Raw genomic sequence first — 24,883 nt, 5'->3', positions numbered from 1 at the left:
TTTGTTTTTTAAATGGTTAACTTAAACATTGTTCTTCCTGAATTTAAAAATTCAGTTTTTTCGATTTTTTGTTTAAATGGCGCTTCTCCTTCTCCAATTTTATACATAGCCGTTATAGGAATAGCCATTAACAAACAAATCAAATCATTAATACTAAACGTATCTTCACCAGATACATTTTTGTATAAATAAGAGAAGAATGGAATGTTAATTGGTGCATTTAATATTTTATCTACACTTTGGATTAATTCTATTAATAATTCAAAAATTAAATCAATAATCTCTTGAGCTACTGCAACACCCAACTCTAATAAATTTAGCACCATGTATTCTAAGAAATCTCCAATTTTCATGTTACCATGAATAAGGGCAAGAAATTTTTCTGTTAAATCTGTAAAAACTGTTGCCGCTTGGTTTCCTAATACTTTGAAATGCTCTATTATTTTTGTTGAAATATCAGTGGCTTTTGCCATGACATTATCTGGAATTGCATTTGCAACTTTCCCTTGAGCATCTGATTTTACAATATGGTTTGTTTTTTTTCCAATCCAATTAGCTCTTGGATCTATTTTACTATCTTTTGTATTTACATTCCGAAGCTGATCTAAATTTTGATTATTTAAAGATTTAAAATCAATTTCTTCCCTAGTCTTTTTTAATTTGTCTTTAACTTCATCAAAATAATTATAGGTTTTCTTTTTAATATTTACCATTTCATCGGATAAGCCTAAAATAATATTTGAAATGTATTGCTCCATCACTCTTTTGGTATGAATGATATCATTCCAATTGAATAAGAATGCTAAATACTCAAATAGATCTTTAAAAAAGACTTTAATTTTTTCCCAAATCCTTTCTAAAAAATGAAATACATCGGATACCAATTTAGAGGTCCATTCAAAAATTTTTCCTCCAATTTTTACAATAAATTTGATGCCATGACTTATCTTTTCTGTAATAAACTCGGTTATTTTAATAAAGCCTTTTTTTACAGAATGCCATATATCTCCAAATGTATTTCCAATATCTAAAAAAGCATCATTAGAAGCTTGTAATTGAACCTTGTTTTCTTCAGCACTATTACTACTATTTTTTAAATCATCTATATGATCATAAGCTTTATTTGTGGCAGAAACAATAGCAGAAAGATCAGAATCACTAACAGTATTAGAAATTAGATGTTTACCACTAGGTAATTTTGCATTTTTCAATACTTGTTTATCTCCAAATTTGGTTTTTATCTCTTTTTTTAATTTATGTGCTGGATCTATTGTTTCTTTACCTGATAAAAAATCTGCCTCTACATAAAGTAATGATGATGCAATACTTTTTGTTGGATAGACAATAGTTATATAATCATCCTGAATAGATGTTTCGTAACTTTTATTAGGCCCTATAGCAACTTTTTCACTTCCTATATAAACTAGCAAATTAGCTTCGGATGAGACCCTTACTTTCTCTCCATGGAAAGAGCACATAGAAGAATCTGACTTAAATTGAATATTAACTGTAAACGTTTCTAAAGTTTTTAACTCTTGTAATGACTGTAAAACAACAGGATGTTCCTGCCAATGTGTTGTAACCTTATCTTGCCAAAAATGAATAAGTGAATTTGTATTCCCTTCTGTTCCTAATAAAAATAATTGATTAGAAAAGGCGTTTCCTTTTATACTTGAAAACTCACTTACAGCTGCTTGCATTTGTAAAGGCACTGTCCATTTGCCCTTATTTACTTTATCTGCAGATTCGTAAAAATTATTTGTTATATAATATAAGCCAGATTTATTATTGGCTTTACCAATTGCCCAAATTGTTGTTTCACTTTCATTAATAGAGACTTCAATTTTTGAAAACACTACTCCTTTACCGCTTTCACAAATAGTAATTTTATCATCATCTGGAGATGTATATTTATAAATGCCGTCACCAGATAAATATAAGTGACTATTACCATCGGCGTTATTTACTGTATAAAAACCATCTAAAACATTAACATTACTAGGTCTAAACCTGTATAAATTAGCCTCGCCAAATTCTGAATCTGGAAAACTTTGGAAAATCATTGTTCTTTCTGCTTTCATATCATAAAGTAAAAAAACTCCAAAATCATCGTAAATACAACCTACTTCTAATTGTTTTACTTTAGTTGTGTTTTCTGGCAAGGTATAATCTTGAGGCTTATTGCCATATACAAAATAACTGTATGTTGCATCATCATTTAAGTAAGAAGTACTATAAAGCAATCCACTTTGGTTCATTGAAATATGATCGATTTTTCTAGAAACGTTATTAATATTAATAGAGTCCCATTTTAATACATCTTTAAATTTAAAAGGATCGATGGTACTTAATTTAACTTCATCACTAAGTAATAGTGCACTAGAGTCATTGTTTACACTGGCATAAGCTATTTTAATACTATTACTTTTATCATCATGATGAATATCGAAAGCTGAAACCTCTAAATTATCGGTGGATAAATTATAACTAGACCAACCAGATTCTGACTTATCAATTTGGATAATCACACGGAGTGTATGCTTCTTATCTATAAAAAAAAGCATAGCAAGTTCATCTTTATATTGAATAGATTGTAAACCGTTGCTAGAATCTATTGTAGACTCAGAAAACATGTTTTGCATGAGTTCTCCATGGTATTCAACTTTTATTTTATCACTAATATTTGGTTTGAAATTATTTTCCATAATATGTTAGTATTTTATTTTTTATTGAGAAACAACACCATAGCTAGTGTCAAAAAGTAAGACAGGATCGTTAGCAGGTCCATTGTCTAAAAGCCTTACATTTTTATAAGTATAAACAGATGAAACTGGTAATATTATTTTGTTTTCAAGATTTTGAAGGTTACTTATATTTAGAGAATCGCCGATGTTATCTATATTAGATAAATTACTTAAGTCCTTTCCTATATCTGTTTGGATATTAAACATAACTTTTGCAAAGTCCGATAGTATTTTATTTAATCCATCCCAAAATTTATCTAATGCTCCTTTATAGTTAGGTTCCTCTGTATCGAATCCTAATTTAAACTCTGTTTCATAGTTTACTTTTAGTTCTAATTTACCGCTAGTACCAGCTTTTAAACTTACTATTAATAGCCCATCGTGACCATTAGATTTTCTATACCTACCTTTTGTTGAAATTGACCAATCAACACCTACTGTTCCAAAAAGTTGTTTAATCTCCTGATGTACTCGGGCTTTAGATTTCACTTTATAGATAATATCCACATACTTATTATCATTACTTTTTCGTATTCCATCATATTCAATATCAATACTTCCTTCTTTAACATTATGCCACCCAAAATTAAAATGGATATCATCTCTTCCATTTACAGAAGCAGACTTGCATTTACTACCCATGCTACTTTTAATTTTATTTTTTAAAACATTAGATAATAAATTAATATAGTTTTTCTCGAAATCAGTTTTATTCATACCAAAAACACCATTGATTGTTCCTGATTTATCTACAGCATACTCCATTAAACTGGTAGGCAAAATTCCAGCATCTCCACCTGTAGGAAAAGAATGGTTGTTTAAAAGCATTAAGAAGTTAAAGGTAGATGCTCTTTTTTGCTCACTGTAATTTGTTGAATATGCCACACCTGTTGGGTAGAACAAATTACGTTCTTCAGGTTTAACCTCGTTTTTATGAATGCCATATCCTAAAACATATGGGTTATTATTTGATTTAACTAGGTTAGAAAAATAATTAACCATTGCGGCTTGTAATAATGCATTATTATTTGCTTCACTAGGTAATTTGCTGTTTTTAGCATCATAACTCGCTATATTTGCATTTTCGAAATCAAGAAATAAAGATTGAATAGTAAAATCATTATCGGTAATTCCTTTATCTCTCAATGTTTTAGTGTGTTCTATCCCTTTACTATCAATTTCTACAATTTTTTTATCGGCAGTAATTTTCACCTTACCTATAGCAACTTTAAATGCATAAATAATTCCATTTCCTCCTAAATCATAAAAAGCCATTTTACCTTCATGAGTATAAAAAAGCTTACTATTACTTTTAAAAATAATTTGAAGTGTTAATTCTTTAGCATTGTCTTTATTAATTTCTATTTTAGGTGCAGCTATATTTGCTATAAGTCCTAAATCATATTTACTAGCTTCATCAATTTTTTCTTTTAGAACTTTTACTTCATCTTTTAGTTTTCTTTTTTTATTTTTTAATTCCTTAATTTTTTTATCGTCCCAATCTTCCTTATCCAATTCTGCCATGATTTGCTTATCAATAGCTTCTAACTTATCTTTTTTTGTTGCGTATGCAGCTTTATTAATGTTTACATTCTCCCAAAACTCTTTAGCCTCTTTACTTGTTAAGGTCTTAGCTTCTTTTCCCATTGAGTTTGTTAAAAAAACCCATTCATTATGTATAATTTTTCTTTTATACATTTTACTAAATTGATAATTGATCTTATTAGTTGAAAGACCAAGTACCATATCATAATTTCCAAGATTTCTGTTCATTATTTCTGGTTTTAAAAGTTATAACTACTTTAATTTTTCTAAACGTGTTGATTGAAGTAGTCATTTATTAGATTTAAAAGTAATTACTGCATATTTAGTCAGTAATCCCATTCCATACATATTTCGACTTCACTCTGTGGGTTTTCTCAAACCTAACTAGAAGCCATCTATGTTATTTCATCTGTTTTTTATAAAATTATTTGAATTGTAGATATAATTAATTGTCCCTAATTAAAAATCAACTCTTTTCCTCTCATTACTTTTGCCAATTAAAGGTTGTAATATTTTAAGAAAAGAAACAAAAAATGAAGATATTCTTGTATCTACACTTCTTCTATCCTGACTTCTTATAACGGTATACCTAATAAAACAAATGCAAAGTGTAGTAAGTCTGCAAAACTTATCGTGTAGGCTCCATCTTTATACGTTATTGCATAAACTACAGAACCTCTTGTTAACTTCGAAATGTCTATATCTTTTGAACTAACTAGTTGATCGATTTTGTGTAATTCGGTAGACCGAAACTAGCTTGAATAATATTTGATAATTCTCAGCCAAAACACAAAACTGTTTCCAGTAAGTAATAGAATCATTAATTAGAATACTACCCTGAATAAAAGTTGAAGATGTACCAGTAGAGATATTAAGATACCCTTTAGATCATGTAAAAACCTAATTTCCCATATCGAATTTTCATAATTAGGAGGTATATTACTAAAATCAAAATTTTCTGGAATTTCTATGAGGTTGGACATATGAATAAATAATTTAAATTTATTTGATTTGTGAAAAGGTTTATTAATTAAATTACAATCAAACTTAATGAAATATTACTATAATATGTCGTGAAATAACCACCTTTATAATTAGAATTAAGGACTTTTTTTTCTCATTTTTGATATATAAAATCAACTAGTGAAAATAAATATTTATAAGTCAATTGTTTATCACTTTTAATTCCAATTAGGCATAACAAACGTATGCCAACTGTTTAAAAATATAAATAGAGTGTAATTTTATAATTAACAGGGATTCTTATAAAATTCATATGGATTTTCCATCCAATAATCGCTTATTTTTACAAAATTGTAGATATAGCGTCTTTAGATCCATAAAACACTAATTATTTTGGAATGTTTGCTACACATTCCAAAATAATTACAAAAATCAAGGTTTTATTCTATAGCTATTAATTGACTATCTCTGATAAAAGCGCTGTGGCAACTTTACCAATTTCTCCATCAGTATCTAAAGAAATAGCCTTTTTGAGTACTTCTTTTGCTTTTTGAGTTTCTCCTACTGCTATATATGATTCCCCTAGATATTTATAAGCATTTGCTGAATCTGGGAATAATCCTAAAACCATAGAAAATACTTGAATAGAGGCCTGAATTTGTGGTGTACGACCACTTTGTAATAAAATATTCCCTATTTTGATTAAGCCTGTCTCAAAATCACAAAATGCATACAGTGGGTCTTGAATCATTTTAGGAAGTTCTTCTGCCATTTTTTGTGTTTGTCCAGATAAAAACAAGCTTACAATATAATCCATTGGCTTAGGTTTAAAATCCTGTACGTTAAAAGTTAATGCTGCTTCTAATACAGGATCCTGATTGCTAGCATACTCATCAAAACTCATAGTAACTGGAATACTAGGGGCTATCCATTCTGCATTTTCTAAAGCTGGCTTATCTTGCCACCATAAATACGATAAAGAGATATCAATAGTACTGTTTGGTAGTGTTACAGGACGGTTATCACCCCAAAAGTTGACATTTTCTGCTGTGGGTTCTCCCACAAAAATAACATTGGTATAATTGTCTATTTCATTAACCAGGTTTTGGGAAGCAGAATAGGTGCGTTTTCCAATAATTACAAATAACTTTCCTATTTTATTGATCTTTTCAGATTTTATAAGACCTTTTATAACATCTTTATTTAAATAGTTATTTCCACCACCATTTAAACGCAAATCGATAATTAATTTCTCAGTATCGTTAGTTTCTATTTCATTAAAAACACGAGCATAGAAATCTTTAGTGCTTTCTTCAGCATCATCTGCTATTCTACTATGCCTAACATACATCGTCTTTTCTTTAGCTAAGTATTCTGAGAAGTAAACCTTATCCAAATGTTGTAAATATAATGGTGTTGTTGATTGGTCTCTCGCATCTAACCAATTTTCATTTTGATGTACAAAACCACGATGTGTAGGCACTCTTTTTCCTTCCTCCAATACAGTAAAGGATTGTGTAAATAATTTCCCGCCTTTTTCTAACGTAAGTGTTACTGTATTTTGAAGGGTTTTTGTAATTTTTTGTGCGTGTAAAACTTCAGGATATCGTATATTATTAATTCCGTAGGCTTTAAAATACTGTGAGTTTTCTACTTCTACTGTCGGTTCAATTGCTTTTAGAACCTCTGAAATTGGCATCCCTTCTACTGCTATGACTTTTGCTCCAACTGCTTCTGGGTAGTTCTTGTGTGCTCCCTGAATATAAATTTCATCATTAAATTCATATAAATTGAAAGGAAATTGTGAAAACTCAAATGGCTTTTGATGAAAACTAATATAGGTATGCCCGTATTTGAATAAAGACACGAGTCGAGAAATCCCAACAATAATTTCGTGTTCTTGTAAATTCGGAATGTCATTGTATAGTGTTTCTACTTCGGTATCAAAATCTTCTTTTGTTGTTTTTACAAAAAGAAACGAATAATCTTTATGTATCGTGTTTTGAATAAAACGAAGATCTTCTTGCCATTGAGCTGTAGTTAGAGTCTCTTGAGACCATAACTGAGAACATAGAAATAGACTGAGTATAATTAGTATTTTTTTCATGATGCTGTTTTTTTGATTACATCACAAACATAGTTTTAACCCATCTTCATTAATAGTGTTTTCAGTTGAAACGTAAGTATTGATACTTGAAACGTCACTTGCTTCTTATTTATTCATCCAATCTTTAAAATCACTTGTCTTTTGTCTACTTACAATAAACTCTTGATCCCTTGGATTTGAAATAGATAGCTTTACGCGATGGTTGAAATAAGTATCTATTTTATGGATTGAATTTTTAGATATAATCTGTCCTCTATTAATTCTATAAAACTTAGTATCATCTAATGAGTCAAATAATTGATCCATAGTTTCATCTATGATATATCGTTTGTTGTGGGTGATACCAAAAGTGATACTATCCTGTGAATACATATATAAAAGCTCTGACACCTTTATTTGTACAAAGCCACTCCCCTCTTTTACTAATATTCCTGAGCGTTTTTGTGGAGTTTGAATACTACTCAAGAGTTCTTTTAATATATTCGGTTCTATAGGGTTTGATAGACTTTTAGATTTTGAAAATTTGTTTAACGCAGCGTCTAAGTCATTTTGTTGGATAGGCTTTAGTAAATAGTCAATACTATTTACTTTAAATGCTTGAATGGCATATTGGTCAAAAGCCGTAGTAAAAATAATGGATACAGTTACTTCTATTTTCTGAAAAATCTCAAAACTTAAGCCGTCTGCTAGTTGAATATCCATAAACACTAAATCTGGTGCCCTATTTTTTTTAAACCATGAAACTGAATCTTCAACGGAATCGATAATAGTTAGTACTTCAAAATCAAAAACACTTTTGTTTAATAAGTTTTGTAATTGACTTGCAGCACGAGGCTCATCTTCAATAATTAATATTTTCATGAGTTGTCTTTTGATTTGATGCTTTTAATAATGGTAACGAAACTGTAAAATATTCTCCATCATTATTAATAACAGGTGTTTTGTTTGATATAAGTTGATATCGTTTTTTTATATTATTTAAGCCAATTTTTGTAGATGGTGTTTGGGTAGATTTTGCTTGAATTTTGTTGCTCACCACTAAGGTATCCACTTTAATAACTACAGTAATAAGTAAAGGTTTGGCTTTAGAAACAATATTGTGCTTTATAGCATTTTCTAGTAAAAGCTGTAAACTCATAGGCACTATCATTGTAGAGAGTTTATCCTCTGGAATATCCCAAGTAAGCTTTAAATTATCTCCAAATCTTTCTGATTGAATATGAATATAGGCTTTAGCAAATTTCAACTCTTTTTTTAAGGAAATTAAATTTGAATTACCAGACTCGATAATAAAACGATATACACCAGATAAATTATCTACAAAATCTTTGGCATCTTCCTTAGTATCGTAGTCTATGATATCTCGTAAGGTATTAAGACTATTAAATAAAAAATGGGGTTGCGCTTGATTCCTTAGCGTATCTAATTGTGCTTGAATCATTACCTGTTTTGTTTGTTCTTCTTCTCGTATAGATTTTTTCAATCTCACATAATAATACATAGCTTCGTATATAGCCATGATCATTATGGTTACTAAGGTAACTGGTAGCAACACTTTCAACTGTGTAATATAATTTGCATTTTTACCCAAAAGACGATATACATATTCAATCAAACTTCCTCCTACATAATCAACAATGAGTATAATGGTGACAATGGCTATAAAAAAAATGACTATACGCTTTACATCATCACGAAAATCAGGATACTTTTTACGTAAAAAGATTAAAATTCTTCGTATAATCAGCCAATCACAAATGGTTACGATTAAAGAAGCGCCCCAACTATAAAAAGCTAATCCTAATGGATAACTCTGAAAAGAATTATTAAAGATATAATCCGTACTAAGACTTAAAATCAAAATGCCAACAACCGAAAACCACACATCATTAAATCCTAAATATTGTATACGTTTCTTTTTGTTGAATAGTGGCATAGATTTATAGACTTAATTTGTGGTATACCTTCTCTTGGATACTATGAATGCTAATAACGGAATTATTTGTATACCGTGCAACCAAAAAAAATGAGCTGTTGTCAACAACTCAAATATCTTATTCTTACTTTTCACTCCTATCGTTGCTTTGGGCAAAGCTTATTATATTATAATTACCAAAGAAAAGCTACATAACGCAAGTATATTATATTGAGTTCTTTTTTTGAATTAAACAATCAAAAATAATGAACTGATCTACTTCTTCTTTTCGAATACCTGGTTAATTAGTACCTTTGATTTACTTTTTCTCATATATAAACAAAATAACATGCTAAGCATATCAATAGTAAAACGATTTATAATTGCAATTTGTATTGTAACATTATGTTCTTGTAAGCAAAATGAAAAATCTAAAGAAGTTACAATACCGAAAGAAATTATAGTAGTAGATACTATAAATACTAGTTTAAAAGAGGCCCTAACCTTTTATGCTTCTTTTGACCAAGGGGTTGAAGCCGACTTCTCATTAGGTGATCCAAGTATGTATACAGCTGTTGATTCTGTTAAGACTGGATTACATAAACCTGATATTAATAGACAGGAAGAAGAAGGAAAATATGGCTATGGATTAGTATTTACAGAGAGAAGCAAAGGAGATATTTATTATCCTAGCGAAAAAAATATAGCTTATAATAAAGAAAATTGGAATGGAGCTATTTCATTTTGGTTAAGCTTAGATCCTGCTACGGATTTAAAACCTGGTTTTTGTGATCCTATTCAAATTACAGATGTTAGCTATAATGATGCTGCAATTTGGGTTGATTTCACTAAAGAGAATCCTCGTGATTTTAGATTAGGAGTTATTGGTGATCGAGATGTATGGAATCCAAATCCTGAAGGGCCAGATAATGAAAATCCTATTTTTAACAAACGTCTAACTGGAGTGAAAAATCCTCCTTTTGGTAAAGATCAATGGACACATATTTTGATTAATTTTTCTAATTTGAATAGTGATAATGGACAAGCTTCTCTATACATGAATGGTAAACTTATGGGTACTCGTAATAATATTGATACCCCATTTACGTGGGATGTATCAAAATCTAATATTTATTTAGGGTTAGGATACATTGGACGTATGGATGACTTATCAATTTTCAATAGAAATTTAATCAATAAAGAAATTACTGCTCTATACCAGCTGGAAAATGGAGTACAAACTATTTTAGAACCGTAAAGCTATAATTTACTCACGAGGGTTATAATTTGAATTATAACCCTCGTGATTGATTTGGTAGTTTATTTTACACCCAATTATCCAACGCTTGCCAACTGCCAAAATAAAAGCTAACCTTTATTTAATACCATTTACGCTTTGAATTTACCGCAATAAAATTCTCTTCTTCTCCTATGCTTTAGAATAAAAATTAACCGTAGCTATACTACCACTTGAACATCACCATCTGGCACTAAAGGGCATGACCCACCAGAGAAACTAATTGCTAATTGATTAGTGAGTACGATACCTCCAATAATTTGAGCAGCTTCTTCTGGTGTCATGTTTTCGTCAGCATGGTTTACGTCTTGAGCAACTACATAGATTTTCCACCTACCTTCGTCTTCTTTATTAAAAAAATAACTTCCTGTATAGGTACCATCATTTTTTAATTTATCTATCTTATTACCATTATCTTGAAGAATAAAATCTATGGTTCTTCCTGTTTCATTATGTATTAAGAAGCATTTCACAAATAACTGTTCACCTTTGAATAACTTCTCATTTTCATCATAAAACTTTCCTTTAACAATAAAATACTCCTTCTTATATGGCCGTACAATATCTGGTGCCTCAATTTCATATTTTGATAATAAATGAACATTTTTATTTTCGGTAACTTCAGAATATGTATATGATTTTTCAACACCATTTGTATCCCTAGTTAATCGTTCATAATGCCAATCTATAATAACCTTAAATGGGGTACCAAATTCAATGCTATCCATATATTTTAATTTAGAAGTCATACTCTCACTTATGGTCAATTCCCCAGGGCCTGGAAACGTTTTGTCTTGCCCAATTCTATGTAAATCTCTTTCGTCACTATATGCTGCAATACCTGCAACAACAGCAGCTGCAGCAACAAGACCTGCTGCAACAGGGCTACTTCCACTACCCGATGCGCAAACACCAGATGGTGTAGTGGTACAACCTGCTGTCGCAGTAATAGAACCAGACCCAGAAGTTGCTTCAACAATTGCTGCAGCTACAAGTATTAGAAAAGCTATAATAGCAATCACCACTTTCCACCAAGGGTCATTAAATGGCAAATCACTATACTGTCCAGAGTAAGGCGGACTTGGTGTCCAACCTGTTTCTAAATTTAATGGTAAGAAAAAGACTGGACATAATTCATATGTTTTATTTCCTAATGAAAAAGTATAGCTCAAATTTTCGAAGAAATCATCATAACTTAAATCATTATTCTTTGACCTTTCTTTTTTACAGCATTTAGTTTTATTTACTTCTGTAACTTCTCTATATCTTACTGCAATTTTCCCCTCAGGAGTTTCGGCAAAGAATGTATCACTAGTTGAATCAAAGCTTACTTTTGTAATAAAAATCTTCTTGATAATTCTTTGTCTACCACTTGTATTTTCAACAATAAAACTAACATAATGTGATCCTGCTGAAGCCGCTGAAATATCTACATCCCAATTTTGTAATACAGATGCTCCACTTTCTAATGAACTTACATGGTGTGTTACAGGAGTAACTACAATTCCTGGATGAGAAGCACTTTCAACATAAATGCTTAATCCACTTAAACTATTGGTACTTGAATTGGAAAAATGTGCATTTAGCTTCATTTTACCTAAACTTGTTTCAAAAATCCCATCTGGCATCATTATACCTGTAATTAGATCCGATGCAAAAGGTCTGTTATTTATTTTTATTGGTATCATGCTTACTAATCTTTGTCATTAATTACTACTATTCCTAAACCTCCCATTTCAACATTTTTATGATATTGAGTGACAACTAAAAAGACATAATCTCCTTCTATATTTCCTGTAATCGCTAAAGGTTTCTTACCAAATCCATTAAGAGTAAATTCTTCACTATTATTTTTACATTTTGAAAACTCTCTTGTCTTATCCATACAACGCTCATTGGTAAAATCAACATTTTTTAATTTACCTTCTTTTTTACCCTTAAGTTTTTCTTTTAGATCTGGTGAAATATTTTGAAGTTCTTTAATGCTTACTTGTTCTACCTTTGCATTGAATTTTGCTTTTTTTCGTGAACCGTTATGCATTTCAAAATTCATGTGAAACATTGATCTAAAAGCCATTAACACAGAAAGATTTTTTTGAGCAACATGTCGATCTGTTGGTACGTTAAAATCTACAGTTCCTGGTAAAGGGTCACTAGAATGAAACACTTCTACTATAAGACACTCATGTCCATTATTTACATACTCAGGTACCCAAGGTGTTAAGCATAGTACATCGGCCTCACCCGCTCCGTCTAAGCTAATAAATGATTGACCTATAAGTATTGCGGTATTTCTATTTACCCCAGTAGATGGGTTTGCCCAATAAAATTTTACAGTTGCATTTGTTGCATTTGTCGTTCCATGGTTTTTCACCTTTGCTTTTACAAAGAAAGGCATGCCAGCAACTGGCACTGATTCAATTAAATCTTCAGGTTCTTTTACTACCCATATATCTGGACTTAAATACCAGTGAGGAGAACCATCTCGAATTTCTAACTCTATAGCCATAATGTTTTTGTTTTGAGATTTAAATGTTATTCCTAAATCTTAAGTTATTTATAGTATAAAATTATAAGTATGCATTACTACAATCAAGAGGTTAAAACACTAAAATGAATAGGTTTTCACCCTATTTATTTTAGTGTTTCGCCTATTTTAAAAAACGTGTATTAATGGTGTAGTAAGATTTATTTGTAAGCCAGTTAAGTTTCTATTCCATACACATTTCTTCTTCATTCTTATCATCACCTATACCGCAAAAATCACATTTTTCTAATTCTAGAATATAATTCTTGGTCGTTTAAATGAGTAATTTCTGTATGCGAGTAAGAGAAGAATGATGAAGACACAAATTTTACAATTCAACCAAATTTAACGACGGTTTAACCTAAAGTCATTTTATAAACTAGTTAAGAGTTTAATATTTGATACCCGCAGAGCAAGACATCAATACAAAAGAATAATTATGAAAATATTGATAATTGAAGATGAACCACGAGCAGCAAGCCAATTAGAACGAATGCTAAAAGCATGTAATTTTGATTATGAATTGTTAGGTATAATTGATACGGTTGAAGATGCTGTGCTATGGTTTCAAAAAAACACTACTCTGGATTTGGTATTTATGGATATCCAACTGGCAGACGGCTTAAGTTTTGAGATTTTTCATAAAACAGAGGTTACAGCTCCTATTATTTTTATCACGGCTTTTGATCAATATGCCATTCAAGCATTTAAAGTAAATAGTGTTGATTATTTATTAAAACCTATTCAAAAAGACGATTTGAATACTGCTTTGGATAAATTTTTGAAGTCTAATACATCAACCGCTATCAATTCTACCATAATCAAAGTAATTAGATGACAGTATACAGGCATCCTCTAAAAGAGGAGGTGTTGATCAAAGAAGGGTGAATCTCAATATAACTCAAAAAATAGATGTATCAATGAGACTATTGATTACAATTCAACGACCCATTACGACACTTTGGTAAAAATGATTACTAAGAGTAATAGGTTAAACGGATATTGTACCAATATTAATTTAATCATTGAAAAAAGAAAAGTAAAACTCATTAAAACAAATCGAAATGAAAAAATATATATTTATTACATTATTCGGAATTTTATTTACTAGCTGTAGCGTAACAAATAAGGAAGAAACTCGAAACTTAGAAAGGTTTGATAAGGTAAATCTTGTAGGTAATGTGGAGCTTCATTTAGAAAGAAACTCTAATCACTCTATAGAGATTGTTGCAAAAAACACCTCTGATATGGCAGATTTAATTACAGAAGTTCGCAATGGTGAGTTATATGTTTATAATGAAAAAAGTTGTGGTAATTGCAAAAACTCTAAATACATTATTTACCTGAATCATTCTGGGATATCAGGTTTAAACATGACTGGAGTAATAACACTAATCTCGGAGGATAAAATAAATCAAAAAGATTTAGTTATAAGTGGGGATGGTATTTTAAACGGAAATTTAGAGGTTTCTGTTACTAATCTCAGTGTTAACTTAAAAGGGTTGTCTAATATTAATATTTCGGGTTATGCAGCTACTTCTAACTTAAAAGTCACTGGTATTGGAATGATTAATGCTGCGAAATTGAAAACTAAAAGCAGTAAAAATGTCTCAAAAGGTATTACTATGATCAATAAATAGAAATCACAATAGAAATGATTTTATTTACATAAAAAGGCAACAAAAGAATAATCGTATTTTTTAAACCTTAAGAAATCTGGTCATTAAAACCCTGTCTATACATTTAGACAGGGTTTCTGATTTATAATTTATTTGGTGTAATACATTACCATCTTAGTTATCAAGGTATGTTCTCTGTATATAAATCTATTCTAAAAAAATCAATACTTAAAATAATAAAACAGAGATACAGTTCAACGATCTAAAACGATGATCTGGCAATATTACCTATCTAGAGAAGAAGGTAAATGGGATATTGCAACCATATTAATAAAACAAAACTACATCATGAAAACGCAACCTCAAAAAACTGAAAGACTACACTCTTTAGATTCTTTAAGATCAATTATGATGCTATTAGGATTGGTTATTCACTCTGCTATTACGTATGGTGTCCATAATTATGGTAATGATTGGATTCTAAAAGATACTGGAGCTATGCACATCTCTAATGACTTAATTGTTGTATTGATTCATTTTTTTAGAATGCCAATATTCTTTCTAGTCGCCGGTTTTTTTGGATCAATGTTGTTTTATAAAAGAGGTTCTCTAGAAATGATGAAAAATAGAATCTCAAGAATAGTATATCCTTTTATTGTTTTTATACTGTTATTATGGCCTGTTCTTTATTTTTCTATGGAGTATACCACTGAGGTACTTGCAGGAAATAAAGATGCTTTTGCAGAGACAATTGCTCACTTTTCCAATCCTATTATGTTTATCCCACAACTTACCTATCATTTGTGGTTCTTATATTATCTGATATTGATAACAGTATGTTCAGTCTTACTTGCACTATTAGTCAAAAAAATACCGAACATTTCAAAAATGGTATCCAAGGTATTTAATTGGGTATTTCAAAAACCATTCTTACGTATCATCGTTTTCGCTAGTTTGACCTGGTTCACATATTTAATTACTGGTACTACTATAATAGAAACTTCTTTTTCTTTTGTGCCTAAAATCAACACATTTCTTTTTTACTTTTATTTCTATATTGTTGGTTGGATTTTATTCAAGTCAAAACATCTACTAAATAGTATGATACGATTAGACTGGGCTAGTACTATTTTGGGGGTTGTATCTTTTTTAGGCTATATTGTTGCAGGATCGTCATTACGCTATGAATGGGTTATCCTTTTACAATCATTGATTGTTTGGCTGTTTATTTTTGGGATTATTGGCTTGTTTATTCGTTATGGTAGTACTTACTCGTCAAAGATGCGGTATATTTCAGATGCATCTTATTGGGTATATTTGGTTCACTTACCACTTACTGCTATAATTCCAAGTTTTCTATATGATTGGGATATGCCTTCAACCATTAAATTTTTAACAGTATTAATTAGCACGACTACTATATGCTTTGTTACCTACCATTTTCTAGTTAGGGCTTCATTTATTGGGAAATTCTTAAATGGTAGAAAATACTCAAATAAGTTTTCAAGTAGTAAAAAGGAAAGAGTACCATCTGTTTCAAAACCTATTCTTGAAAAGTAAAATCTAATTTTAACACTGTCAAAGTTTAAACTAAGTTGAAATACGTTTATTTAAACTTTGACAGTGTTAAGAAACCATTGATTTTGCAGGATATTAAGAGAAGTCTTACTTATTTTGGGTTGTCTTTTTAAAATATCACTTGCTAGATTTATTACTTGGGTCTGAGATTCTCAATAATCTTTGCATCCACCCAATAAGGACTTCCTCCCAATTCATACTTCCATCACCTCGAACCTTCTCATCTCCTCTCCAAAAAAATAAATATTTTCCATCGGGTGTGACCCTTGCGCCCTGCTCATAGATCCCTGTGTTTATTTTATCTCCTATGCTAATTGCGGCTCCCCATGAATCATCTTTCTGTCGAAAACTAATATAAATATCAGCACCATGTTCACCTTCTTTTTCAGCACCCCACATTAAATAGGATTCATCTGGAGCAATGTAGGGGTGGGCAATCCATTTTCCTGTGTTAATCTCCTTGCTCATTTTTTGAGGGTTTTCATATTTTCCGTTTATAAAACGTGAATAACTGATATAGCCATTGTCCTCCTTTTCTGTCGAAACAATACCAGGAGCAAATAATTCGGGAGTTAATCCTGGTGGTTTTTGACCAAGATAGCGGCCTTTGAGTACAGGGAATTTATCTTTATTTAACAAACGCTGGAATGATCACTTTAGAAACCTGAGTCATTATAGTATCTTCTCTGTCATGACCATTAATCACAATAACCAAATCTAGTTCTTCTACAGTAATAATGTATTGTCCTCCTCCTCCCCAAGCAAAACTGGTACTATAATTTTTATCCCCTACTGTGATATCTGTTTGGTAAAAAAAATAACCGTAGTTATAATTTTGGGGTATCCAATCTTGAGTAGGCTTAGTAATGTTACTGATAGCCTTTGCTAAGTAATCTCCTGAAATAAGCTGTTCTCCATTCCATTTGCCTTTATTGGCAACCAAGGAACCCAACTTCAACATATCGCGTGATTTTAGGCTTACACGCCAACCCGCTTCTGGCTGACCACTTACGGCATTCTTCCATTGATAATTGGTAATGCCCAATTTATCCAGCAGTTCTTTCTTAATAAAATCTTGAACGCTTCCTGGTACAACGGCATCAATTACTTGCATTACCAAAATGGGATTGTAGTTACCATATTTATAGACCTGAGTCTCTGGTGTGATTGGTGTACTGTATTCAAGAAGAGTCTGAACAAACCCTTGTCCTTTTAGCTTACTAGAAGGTTTTTCCAAATTTTTACGTTGTTCTTCACTTATACCAAGCCCCCCATGCATAATCAATGCTTTATGGAGCGTGATTTTTTCTGCACCTTTAGCAAGATCTTTGGTATCCAGTTCTGTGAGAAAGCCGATTAGGGGTTTGTCTAAATCAGCCATAGATAGGTACCCTAGCTGTATAGCTCGGCCAAGCAACAAACTGGTGTAGGCTTTAGTGGCTGATGCTTGTGGATGTAGCAGATCAACACGACCTTTTCTGTAATAAGATTCAAAAATCAATTTGTTTTTGTGTGAAATAAGTAAGGCATCGTAATCGCCATGTAGCGTCGTATCAATAATCTCTTGCGCTAGTTTTAGAACCATTGCTTTATTACCGCCATCAACTCCTAGCTTACCAACCAGAATATTATCTTCTCTGGCCTGTGGTGCTGTATCGATAAAGGCTTTTTCTAAATAAGGAATATCCCAAAATGAGAGTTCGGCTTCTGCGGTCGTGACCTTTGGTGCATGATTCTCTTTTTGTTGGGCGAAGCTACTAATGGTAATAACAAGAAGAGTGATAAATAATAATCCTATTTTGTTTTTCATAGTCGTTATTAAATTTTTCGTTTTTAATATATTTTTGATTCTATTTCTTTTATGGTAGTATTATTCACTTTTTTGTAGTTCTTCAAGCTTATGTCTGGTACGGTTATTTTGAGGATTTAATTCGAGTGATTTGGTATAATTTGAAATTGCCAAATCAATTTCTCCTATTTTCGTACAAGCTTCTGCATAACTATCATATACTTTATAACTATCTGGATAGAGTATCATATTCACTTTGAAAACATCTTGCGATAATTTCATTCTATCCTCATGGAAAAAACTATATCCTAAATCATTTAAATAGTCCTCATTAACAGTAAGATAAGTTGGGGCATGTTCTTTTAAGGCCTTATATGCATTAAGTGCTTTGTCAAAGTCACCTTCAAGAAGGAATTCTACTGGTTCTTTTTTATCAATATCCATCTTAACAAAAGTTGAAGCTATTGTTCCATCGTTTCTATTCAGGTAAATTAAATTGAGTGTTTCTTTTTCAGAATCTGGCTTGAATTGAATAAATCGACTAGAATTTCTTCTAACAAAACTACTATCTGAGACTTTGACTAGTTCTTCTGCTTGCACGTCAAGTATATTTTTATAGAACAGTTGATTGTCCTTTTGAAAAACTTCTACAATCTTACCATTATTCATATATCTCCCAGTAATTTTATCGACTAAAGGTTGTTCAATTTCTATTTTTTTATGTACTGGAACATACTTATCCCAATCATATGCAAGGGCTACAGAACGAATCACTTCAGCATTAAACTCCGGAAAAGTAGAATTAGTGAACACTACTACACCATAACCTTTGTCTCTATGAGCCACAATCTCAGCATAAAAACCTGTATTCCATCCGTGGTGTCTTAAGTAGATTTCATTGTTTTTATTATAAAGCTGAAACCCTAAGCCTAATGTAAATGACCAACCAGAATTACTCACTCCATATGGTGTCCCCATTAATACTGTCAGATTTTTTGATAACCCTTTAGTACTCTCACCTTTTAAGGTTTGCTGTATGTTGGTTATAAATTTTGCATAGTCTTCTGCAGTTGTCCATAATCCAGTTGAAGCCAATGCAGGATCAACCTTTCTTCCTCCTTTTACTTTAGAACCATCTTTTAAATAACCTGTTGCTACCTTAGTTAATTGCTCCTTAGTAAGTGATAAGTTAAACGTACTGTTGTTCATTTCTAAGGGCTGTAACACAAGTTCATGCATAATCTCTGGGAATGTTTTCCCCTCTACCTCTAGCATCATTTGTTGAATGGGTACATAGCTAGTATATGCAAAACGAACACTTTCGCTAGGCTCTTTATTTACGGTAACGGGCTCGTTTTTAGCTGGAGAAGTTCCATTTAATGTCTCTATAAGTGTTGGAATCTTTTCATTGATACTATAGGATCCCGTTCCACGAGGGTGTATTCCAGCAGAGTGATTTAAAAGGTTTTTTATAGTAACTTTCTTTTCTTTGGTAAATTCATTTTCTGGTACTTTCCAGGATTTTAAGTAACTGTTAATATTTTCATCTAAGTCTACTTTATTTTGTTCTACAAGACGTAATGCACCATAGGCCGTTACAGGCATACTAGTTGCCGCTGCCTGAAAAAGTGTTTGTGTCGTTACTGGAGTTTGACTTTCTTTATCCACGACACCGTACCCTTTTGTCCATGCAATTTCACCATTATGTATAACTGCAATACTCACACCTGGGATACCGTAGTGTTCCATACGTTCTTCTATAGACCATGTGGAATCGCCTGCTATGTGTGTCTGGGTTGTGAGACCAATTTCTACTTTTTTAATTAAATCAGTTGTGCTACCCTCATTAGGTTTTTCTATACAGGATTGTATAAGAATGAGGAAAGAGAGAATCGAGATTTTATTTTTCATTATTTATTCTTTGATGAGTACATCTAGATTTTAATTTTTGAGTCTTTTAAGCCATCTTTTAGCAAGTGAAAAATTCGGATCAATTGTCAGTGCTTTTTCGAACATGACCCTAGCACTTTCTAGCTGACCTTGAGCTTTGTGTACAAGACCCATTCCGAGATAAGATTCCTTCCCTTCAGGATATACTTCTAAGGAATATTGAAAGATTTCTTCTGCTGCAATTAAATCCTTACTTAGTATCGTGTGAAAACCAAGGTCAAATATGATCGATATAGGTGTCTTGATTTCATACCCGTATCGTTTTGATAACCTATCGAAATGTTGTGTTACTTTATCCAACGATTCCAGATTTTCACTGGGATTGAAGGGATTGAAGTCAGGATATAACGTAAGAAGAAACTGTGTAAAATCCATCGCTGGTACATGACCCTGATTCACCAATTCATCCACTTTATAAGTAAAACTCTCTGGTTTATGGTTGGCTAAAACACGAGTGAATTCAGAAACGTGATTTGTTAATCCCTCATCATCGCTGTAAATGATGTGTAGAAATCTGTTTTCCGAAAGCGTTTTTAACGGACCTGATTTTATTTTTTGTTGAAGCTCTGTCGGTATGATCATAAGAGATGGACTGCTTGCGAAGTAGCCATTAAACAGAAGAGGGTTGTTGAGTAGCGTGTAAACACAGAAAAATCCACTGTTAGAACCACCAAAAAGGACTTTGAACGGAGCAGTCTGGTAGTTATTATCAACGTGCGGTATCAGCTCTGTCTCAAAAAAGTTGATATAATTATCTGGAATTTTTGTGTCTTGATTTTTCCTTTTTGGCAACAAAATACTATTTCCTTCAGGTAAATCTATTCCAATAAGTATCATCTCAGGAATTTGTCCCTCGCCCATGTAGTCTAGTGTAGAAGCTAACATGGCGAACCGTGCTCGGTAATCTGAACCCAACATATACAGCACGGGATAGCTTTTCTTGGAGCTATCGTAGTTCTCAGGTAAATGGACTGATAGTGGAATAGTTTTGTTTAAGACTTTTGACTGAAGTGAAGATATCTCGCCTAAGGTAACTACTGGTTCACCAGGATCGTTTTCTCCCTTTTCTTGGGCAAAGACAGTATTTAACACTATAGTACATATTAATATTAATAATTTAGTAATTTTCATATTTACTCTATTTTTATTACTTGCGATACTAAATTATCGTATAACTTATGTTTAACAACATAAATAGGATAAACACAAAAGTTAAATGACAAAATCATTTCATCATTGATATATGGCTTTTGTAAGAAATTATAGTAACTGCCAGGTATAGATAGTATCTTTATACCCTTTTAAGAAAAACATATATGTTTAATAGGTACATAAAGAATACCATACTCATTAATATAGGAGCTTTCTTGCTGGTTTTTATGCTTGAAACATTGAGTAATTTGTTTTTTAAAGATAATTTTGAAACTAGTTATTTATTTTACACACATGGACTTAATTATACTCTTATGATTATGGGTTTCATTTGGGTAAATCATTTTATTCTTATTCCTTTTTTCTTAGATAAGAAACGGTATTTTTTATATGGAATATTACTCATAGGGAGTTTACTTATTTTTTCCTACTTAAGAACAAATAGTTGGTCTGGCACTTCTAAAATATTCTTCTTTCTTCTTTATACAACAGGAGCTGGTATGGCTGTTTTTTTCTTAAGAAGAAATATGATTATCCAAAAAGAAAATGAGGAGAAAGAAAAATTGCAAAAAGAGATGGAGCTTACCTATTTAAAAGAGCAGGTAAATCCTCATTTTTTATTTAACTCCTTAAATAGTATTTATGCACTATCTCGTCAGCAATCACCAGAAACTCCTGATCTTGTAATGCAGCTCTCAGAATTAATGCGATATCAATTAGAGAGTTCTAAAAAAGATACTGTTTTATTAAAAGAAGAGCTTGAGTTTATTGAAAATTATTTGTTACTTGAAGAAAAAAGGTTGAGTAAACGTTGTACGGTTGAGTTTTTGATTAATGGAGACTTCTTACACTTAACAATTTCACCTATGTTATTAATTCCATTTGTTGAAAATGCTATTAAACATGGTGCTCAAAGTACTAATGAGCAAAGTATCATTGATATTTCTGTCACTATAAAAAAATCTACACTTCATTTTTGTGTCGTTAATTCAAAGCCTCCCATGATTACTCAATCAAAAAGAAAAGGGCTAGGTCTTGAAAATGTGAGAAGACGTTTAAATTTATTATATCCTAATTCTCACTCATTAGAAATTAATGATATGGAAAAACTATATCGTGTAAACTTATCTATTGATTTAACAGTTTCAATATTAAAAAAATAGTTAATGATTAAAATTGGCATCATAGATGATGAAATACTAGCTCGTAAGGTGTTAGAGGATTACTGTTCTAAAATTAACAACTTTAAATTAGTTTTAAGCACAGGGAATCCACTCGAATTCATCAATTTTGCTCAGCAAAATGAAGTTGATCTCATTTTTCTTGATATTGAAATGCCAGAACTTAATGGTATGGAAATTTTGCGCTCTATGATAAACCCACCTAAAGTTATCTTAACTACAGCATATTCTGAGTATGCATTAGAAAGTTATAATTATGGTGTTGTAGATTATTTATTAAAACCTGTGAAAATTGAACGCTTTTTGAAAGCAATAAACAAAGTTTCTTCTTCAAAAATAACACAGACTAAAAAAAATATAGGAAGTGAAGAACTTCAAATAAAACATGATGGAATGCCCGTTAATATTTTATTTACATCAATTTTGTACATTCAGAGTTTTGGAAATTATTTAAAAATATTTACAGATTCAAGAATGTACCTTATTTCTGAAACACTTACTAATATCACTACCTTATTATCTGATAATTTTCAACGCACCCATAAATCATATATTGCCAATTTAACTAGAGTTACCAAAGCAACCAGAACATATTTATTAGTTGAAAATAATAAAGTCCCAGTTAGTGCTACGTATAAAGTTATTGTTTTAAAAAAATTGGAAGTTTTAGCAAAACTATAAAATAGTCAATTTCGATTTCACAAATATTCCACTTCCCTCCTACATTTTGACTACGCTGAATGTAAGCTTGTCACATGAAAAATGTTGTATTACAATTATAGAAGAAACTTTTAAGAAAGGAAAAACATTTTTTTATTTTACATTTAATTTCACTGAAAACAGGGTTACTCAAAAATAGAATAACAATTACTTTGGACAATAAATAAAACCCTATTTTATGTTTTTATATTTCGGAACTAGATCATCTAGACTAAAAGAAAGAAAACTGCAAGGTAATACCACTTGTCCAAATTGTGAAATCCATAACTCTTTTATTGCTACAACATTTGGTAAATACTTTCATGTCTTTTGGATTCCTTTGTTCCCATTATTTAAAACAACAATTTTAGAATGTAGTCATTGTAAAAAATCTTATCATCAAAAAGAAATTCCAGTTAATATTAATAGAGTTCTTTTAAAAGATAATCAATTGAATCCCGTTAAAACCCCACTATGGCAATGGTCTGGTAGTCTGATATTAATTGTTTTGTTTCTATTTACATTTATACCTGCAGTAATCTATTTATTTACATATGAAAGGAAAACCGATCCAAGAGAAATTGATCCCAGAAAAGAGTTATTAAATTATGATATTGATAAAACATCATCAACCCCAACTCTTGAAACAGACTCAATATCATTTTATCTAAAGCCATGCGTAAGTTCGTCTCTTGAAGGTATAAATATGGATGGAATAAAATATTACTCTAAAATAGAAAAGAATAAACTATTAGTTTTACTAAAAGCCACTAATATGAGAAAAATTGAAACATCTTCTAGAAAAGAACTTCTATTTGCTGTTGAAGATTGTTTATTAGATTTTGGTTTACTTGAAACTTATGACTGTTATATTGGTGTAGATGGTTTATGGAGTATGCTTTTGGTTAAAACACCAAATGGTTCTAGCTTATCTGGTAAATATGCAGATACTAGCCTTTTGTATCGATTTTATGATACTGACACCGTACCAATTTATAATAATGACTCTATCCCAGCAACAAATTAATATTTTCAATATTTATCTAAACAACTACATCTATTATAAAATGATTACTTTTCCTTCTTAAAGTAATCTAGTTTGCATACGAATGTTTAAACCTATTTTTATATAGTATCAAAAACTATCTAAAACTGTTTTTCTTAGTCGTACACTTATAGGAATTTTATAATCCCTAATTATAACTTGATTCCCTATAATTTTGTCCACTTTATATTTTGAGACTACATATGATTTATGTGTTTGAATAAAATTATCATCTGGTAGTTGGTTTTTAAAACACTTTAAAGTCATATTTGTAATTATAGTTTCTTCTAGCGTTATTACTTTAATATAGTTTTGCATCGCTTCGATAAATAGAATATCATTTATATTCACTTTTTTAAGCTGTTTTTTACTTTTTATAAACAGAACTTTATTTTCAGTATTATGATCTTTATAATTATAGACTTTATTAGTAGCTTGTAAAAAACGTTCAAAAGAAATGGGCTTTACTAAATAGTCTAAAACATTATATGCAAAACTTTCCAGAGCATACTCTTCATAAGCCGTTGTCATTATAATTGAAGGAGAGTTTTTTAATTCTTTTAACCAATCAATCCCTGAAACTATAGGCATATTGATATCCAAAAAAATTAAATCAATTTGATTATTTTCTAAATAATGGTTTGCTTGCAATACATTTTTACATAGAGCAACAACATTTAAAGATGAAATCTCATTACAATAATCTGCAATACCTTCTCTTGCAATAGGCTCATCATCGATAATTAAACAGTTGAGTTGTTTCATTTTTAAG

General features: G+C 30.9%; 19 protein-coding genes. 7 read left to right on the top strand and 12 right to left on the bottom strand.

All coding sequences use genetic code 11. The features are described from left to right. Window positions 1-8: 8 nt before the first annotated feature. From DG508_RS16030 to DG508_RS16010, 5 genes are all read right to left on the bottom strand, one after another. The gene (locus DG508_RS16030; RefSeq protein ID WP_108869116.1) at window positions 9-2,705 is read right to left on the bottom strand and encodes a hypothetical protein; all 2,697 of its coding nucleotides are present in this window, start codon (window positions 2,703-2,705) and stop codon (window positions 9-11) included. 21 nt (window positions 2,706-2,726) lie between these two features. Then, window positions 2,727-4,517 carry a hypothetical protein gene (locus DG508_RS16025; RefSeq protein ID WP_108869115.1) on the bottom strand — a complete coding sequence of 597 codons (1,791 nt, stop codon included), beginning with the start codon at window positions 4,515-4,517 and terminating at the stop codon, window positions 2,727-2,729. A gap of 1,189 nt (window positions 4,518-5,706) precedes the next feature. Beyond that, window positions 5,707-7,359 (bottom strand): S41 family peptidase, encoded by a 1,653-nt coding sequence (locus DG508_RS16020; protein WP_108869114.1) that lies wholly within the window; start codon window positions 7,357-7,359, stop codon window positions 5,707-5,709. A gap of 105 nt (window positions 7,360-7,464) precedes the next feature. Beyond that, window positions 7,465-8,220, bottom strand: a complete 756-nt coding sequence (locus tag DG508_RS16015) for a LytR/AlgR family response regulator transcription factor (protein WP_108869113.1) — start codon at window positions 8,218-8,220, stop codon at window positions 7,465-7,467. Then, on the bottom strand, window positions 8,201-9,295 hold the full coding sequence (locus DG508_RS16010; RefSeq protein ID WP_108869112.1) for a sensor histidine kinase: 1,095 nt from the start codon (window positions 9,293-9,295) through the stop codon (window positions 8,201-8,203). Before DG508_RS16010 ends, DG508_RS16015 begins: the two co-directional genes overlap by 20 nt. Window positions 9,296-9,623: 328 nt before the next feature. Between DG508_RS16010 and DG508_RS16005 the strand changes: the two genes are divergently transcribed. Then, complete coding sequence (locus DG508_RS16005) at window positions 9,624-10,532, top strand: LamG-like jellyroll fold domain-containing protein (protein WP_108869111.1); 909 nt, start codon at window positions 9,624-9,626, stop codon at window positions 10,530-10,532. Window positions 10,533-10,732: 200 nt separating this feature from the next. Here the strand turns inward: DG508_RS16005 and DG508_RS16000 are convergent, their stop codons facing one another. Continuing rightward, complete coding sequence (locus tag DG508_RS16000) at window positions 10,733-12,259, bottom strand: hypothetical protein (RefSeq protein ID WP_159090866.1); 1,527 nt, start codon at window positions 12,257-12,259, stop codon at window positions 10,733-10,735. A 5-nt stretch (window positions 12,260-12,264) separates the two neighbouring features. Continuing rightward, on the bottom strand, window positions 12,265-13,080 hold the full coding sequence (locus DG508_RS15995; RefSeq protein WP_108869109.1) for a hypothetical protein: 816 nt from the start codon (window positions 13,078-13,080) through the stop codon (window positions 12,265-12,267). Between the two features lie 457 nt (window positions 13,081-13,537). Here DG508_RS15995 and DG508_RS15990 point away from each other — a divergent pair, with 457 nt between their 5' ends. The 3 genes from DG508_RS15990 to DG508_RS15980 all read left to right on the top strand — a co-directional run bounded on the left by DG508_RS15990 (window position 13,538) and on the right by DG508_RS15980 (window position 16,277). After that, window positions 13,538-13,936: a LytR/AlgR family response regulator transcription factor gene (locus DG508_RS15990; protein WP_108869108.1), complete on the top strand. Its 399-nt coding sequence runs from the start codon at window positions 13,538-13,540 to the stop codon at window positions 13,934-13,936. A 226-nt stretch (window positions 13,937-14,162) separates the two neighbouring features. Then, on the top strand, window positions 14,163-14,738 hold the full coding sequence (locus DG508_RS15985) for a GIN domain-containing protein (protein WP_108869107.1): 576 nt from the start codon (window positions 14,163-14,165) through the stop codon (window positions 14,736-14,738). A 249-nt stretch (window positions 14,739-14,987) separates the two neighbouring features. Then, entirely contained in the window at window positions 14,988-16,277 is a 1,290-nt protein-coding gene (locus tag DG508_RS15980) for an acyltransferase family protein (RefSeq protein WP_234418251.1), read from the top strand. A 135-nt stretch (window positions 16,278-16,412) separates the two neighbouring features. On the opposite strand, the gene DG508_RS15975 is transcribed toward DG508_RS15980, so the two are convergent. From DG508_RS15975 to DG508_RS15960, 4 genes are all read right to left on the bottom strand, one after another. Beyond that, a complete protein-coding gene (locus DG508_RS15975) occupies window positions 16,413-16,763 on the bottom strand; it encodes a PD40 domain-containing protein (RefSeq protein WP_199912800.1) in 351 nt (116 codons plus the stop codon). A 160-nt stretch (window positions 16,764-16,923) separates the two neighbouring features. Further along, on the bottom strand, window positions 16,924-18,105 hold the full coding sequence (locus DG508_RS15970; protein ID WP_108869106.1) for a serine hydrolase domain-containing protein: 1,182 nt from the start codon (window positions 18,103-18,105) through the stop codon (window positions 16,924-16,926). 60 nt (window positions 18,106-18,165) lie between these two features. Continuing rightward, window positions 18,166-19,995: a serine hydrolase gene (locus tag DG508_RS15965; RefSeq protein WP_108869105.1), complete on the bottom strand. Its 1,830-nt coding sequence runs from the start codon at window positions 19,993-19,995 to the stop codon at window positions 18,166-18,168. Window positions 19,996-20,025: 30 nt separating this feature from the next. Continuing rightward, window positions 20,026-21,165, bottom strand: coding sequence for an alpha/beta hydrolase-fold protein (locus DG508_RS15960; protein ID WP_108869104.1), 1,140 nt, complete (start codon window positions 21,163-21,165; stop codon window positions 20,026-20,028). 185 nt (window positions 21,166-21,350) lie between these two features. On the opposite strand from DG508_RS15960, the gene DG508_RS15955 reads away from it, so the two are divergent. The 3 genes from DG508_RS15955 to DG508_RS15945 all read left to right on the top strand — a co-directional run bounded on the left by DG508_RS15955 (window position 21,351) and on the right by DG508_RS15945 (window position 24,093). Beyond that, window positions 21,351-22,349: a sensor histidine kinase gene (locus DG508_RS15955; RefSeq protein ID WP_108869103.1), complete on the top strand. Its 999-nt coding sequence runs from the start codon at window positions 21,351-21,353 to the stop codon at window positions 22,347-22,349. 3 nt (window positions 22,350-22,352) lie between these two features. Next, entirely contained in the window at window positions 22,353-23,048 is a 696-nt protein-coding gene (locus DG508_RS15950) for a LytR/AlgR family response regulator transcription factor (protein ID WP_108869102.1), read from the top strand. A 217-nt stretch (window positions 23,049-23,265) separates the two neighbouring features. Continuing rightward, window positions 23,266-24,093, top strand: coding sequence for a zinc ribbon domain-containing protein (locus tag DG508_RS15945; RefSeq protein ID WP_108869101.1), 828 nt, complete (start codon window positions 23,266-23,268; stop codon window positions 24,091-24,093). 108 nt (window positions 24,094-24,201) lie between these two features. Here DG508_RS15945 and DG508_RS15940 read toward each other — a convergent pair whose 3' ends face one another. Continuing rightward, complete coding sequence (locus DG508_RS15940) at window positions 24,202-24,876, bottom strand: LytR/AlgR family response regulator transcription factor (RefSeq protein ID WP_108869100.1); 675 nt, start codon at window positions 24,874-24,876, stop codon at window positions 24,202-24,204. Window positions 24,877-24,883 lie beyond the last annotated feature (7 nt).

It is taken from the genome of Aquimarina aquimarini, assembly GCF_900299535.1.
Lineage (GTDB): Bacteria > Bacteroidota > Bacteroidia > Flavobacteriales > Flavobacteriaceae > Aquimarina > Aquimarina aquimarini.
The sequence above is the reverse complement of the archived record's forward strand: the minus strand, read 5'-3'. Positions and strand labels throughout refer to the sequence as shown.

Excerpts from the sequence above, each read along its gene's own strand:
- DG508_RS16000 (WP_159090866.1), bottom strand. The coding sequence starts at position 12,259 with ATGATACCAATAAAAATAAATAACAGACCTTTTGCATCGGATCTAATT.
- DG508_RS15965 (WP_108869105.1), bottom strand. The coding sequence starts at position 19,995 with ATGAAAAATAAAATCTCGATTCTCTCTTTCCTCATTCTTATACAATCC.
- DG508_RS16015 (WP_108869113.1), bottom strand. The coding sequence starts at position 8,220 with ATGAAAATATTAATTATTGAAGATGAGCCTCGTGCTGCAAGTCAATTA.
- DG508_RS15945 (WP_108869101.1), top strand. The coding sequence starts at position 23,266 with ATGTTTTTATATTTCGGAACTAGATCATCTAGACTAAAAGAAAGAAAA.
- DG508_RS15995 (WP_108869109.1), bottom strand. The coding sequence starts at position 13,080 with ATGGCTATAGAGTTAGAAATTCGAGATGGTTCTCCTCACTGGTATTTA.
- DG508_RS16005 (WP_108869111.1), top strand. The coding sequence starts at position 9,624 with ATGCTAAGCATATCAATAGTAAAACGATTTATAATTGCAATTTGTATT.
- DG508_RS15970 (WP_108869106.1), bottom strand. The coding sequence starts at position 18,105 with ATGAAAAACAAAATAGGATTATTATTTATCACTCTTCTTGTTATTACC.
- DG508_RS15960 (WP_108869104.1), bottom strand. The coding sequence starts at position 21,165 with ATGAAAATTACTAAATTATTAATATTAATATGTACTATAGTGTTAAAT.
- DG508_RS15990 (WP_108869108.1), top strand. The coding sequence starts at position 13,538 with ATGAAAATATTGATAATTGAAGATGAACCACGAGCAGCAAGCCAATTA.
- DG508_RS15955 (WP_108869103.1), top strand. The coding sequence starts at position 21,351 with ATGTTTAATAGGTACATAAAGAATACCATACTCATTAATATAGGAGCT.
- DG508_RS16010 (WP_108869112.1), bottom strand. The coding sequence starts at position 9,295 with ATGCCACTATTCAACAAAAAGAAACGTATACAATATTTAGGATTTAAT.
- DG508_RS15950 (WP_108869102.1), top strand. The coding sequence starts at position 22,353 with ATGATTAAAATTGGCATCATAGATGATGAAATACTAGCTCGTAAGGTG.
- DG508_RS15940 (WP_108869100.1), bottom strand. The coding sequence starts at position 24,876 with ATGAAACAACTCAACTGTTTAATTATCGATGATGAGCCTATTGCAAGA.
- DG508_RS15980 (WP_234418251.1), top strand. The coding sequence starts at position 14,988 with ATGATCTGGCAATATTACCTATCTAGAGAAGAAGGTAAATGGGATATT.
- DG508_RS16030 (WP_108869116.1), bottom strand. The coding sequence starts at position 2,705 with ATGGAAAATAATTTCAAACCAAATATTAGTGATAAAATAAAAGTTGAA.
- DG508_RS16025 (WP_108869115.1), bottom strand. The coding sequence starts at position 4,517 with ATGAACAGAAATCTTGGAAATTATGATATGGTACTTGGTCTTTCAACT.
- DG508_RS15975 (WP_199912800.1), bottom strand. The coding sequence starts at position 16,763 with ATGAGCAAGGAGATTAACACAGGAAAATGGATTGCCCACCCCTACATT.
- DG508_RS15985 (WP_108869107.1), top strand. The coding sequence starts at position 14,163 with ATGAAAAAATATATATTTATTACATTATTCGGAATTTTATTTACTAGC.
- DG508_RS16020 (WP_108869114.1), bottom strand. The coding sequence starts at position 7,359 with ATGAAAAAAATACTAATTATACTCAGTCTATTTCTATGTTCTCAGTTA.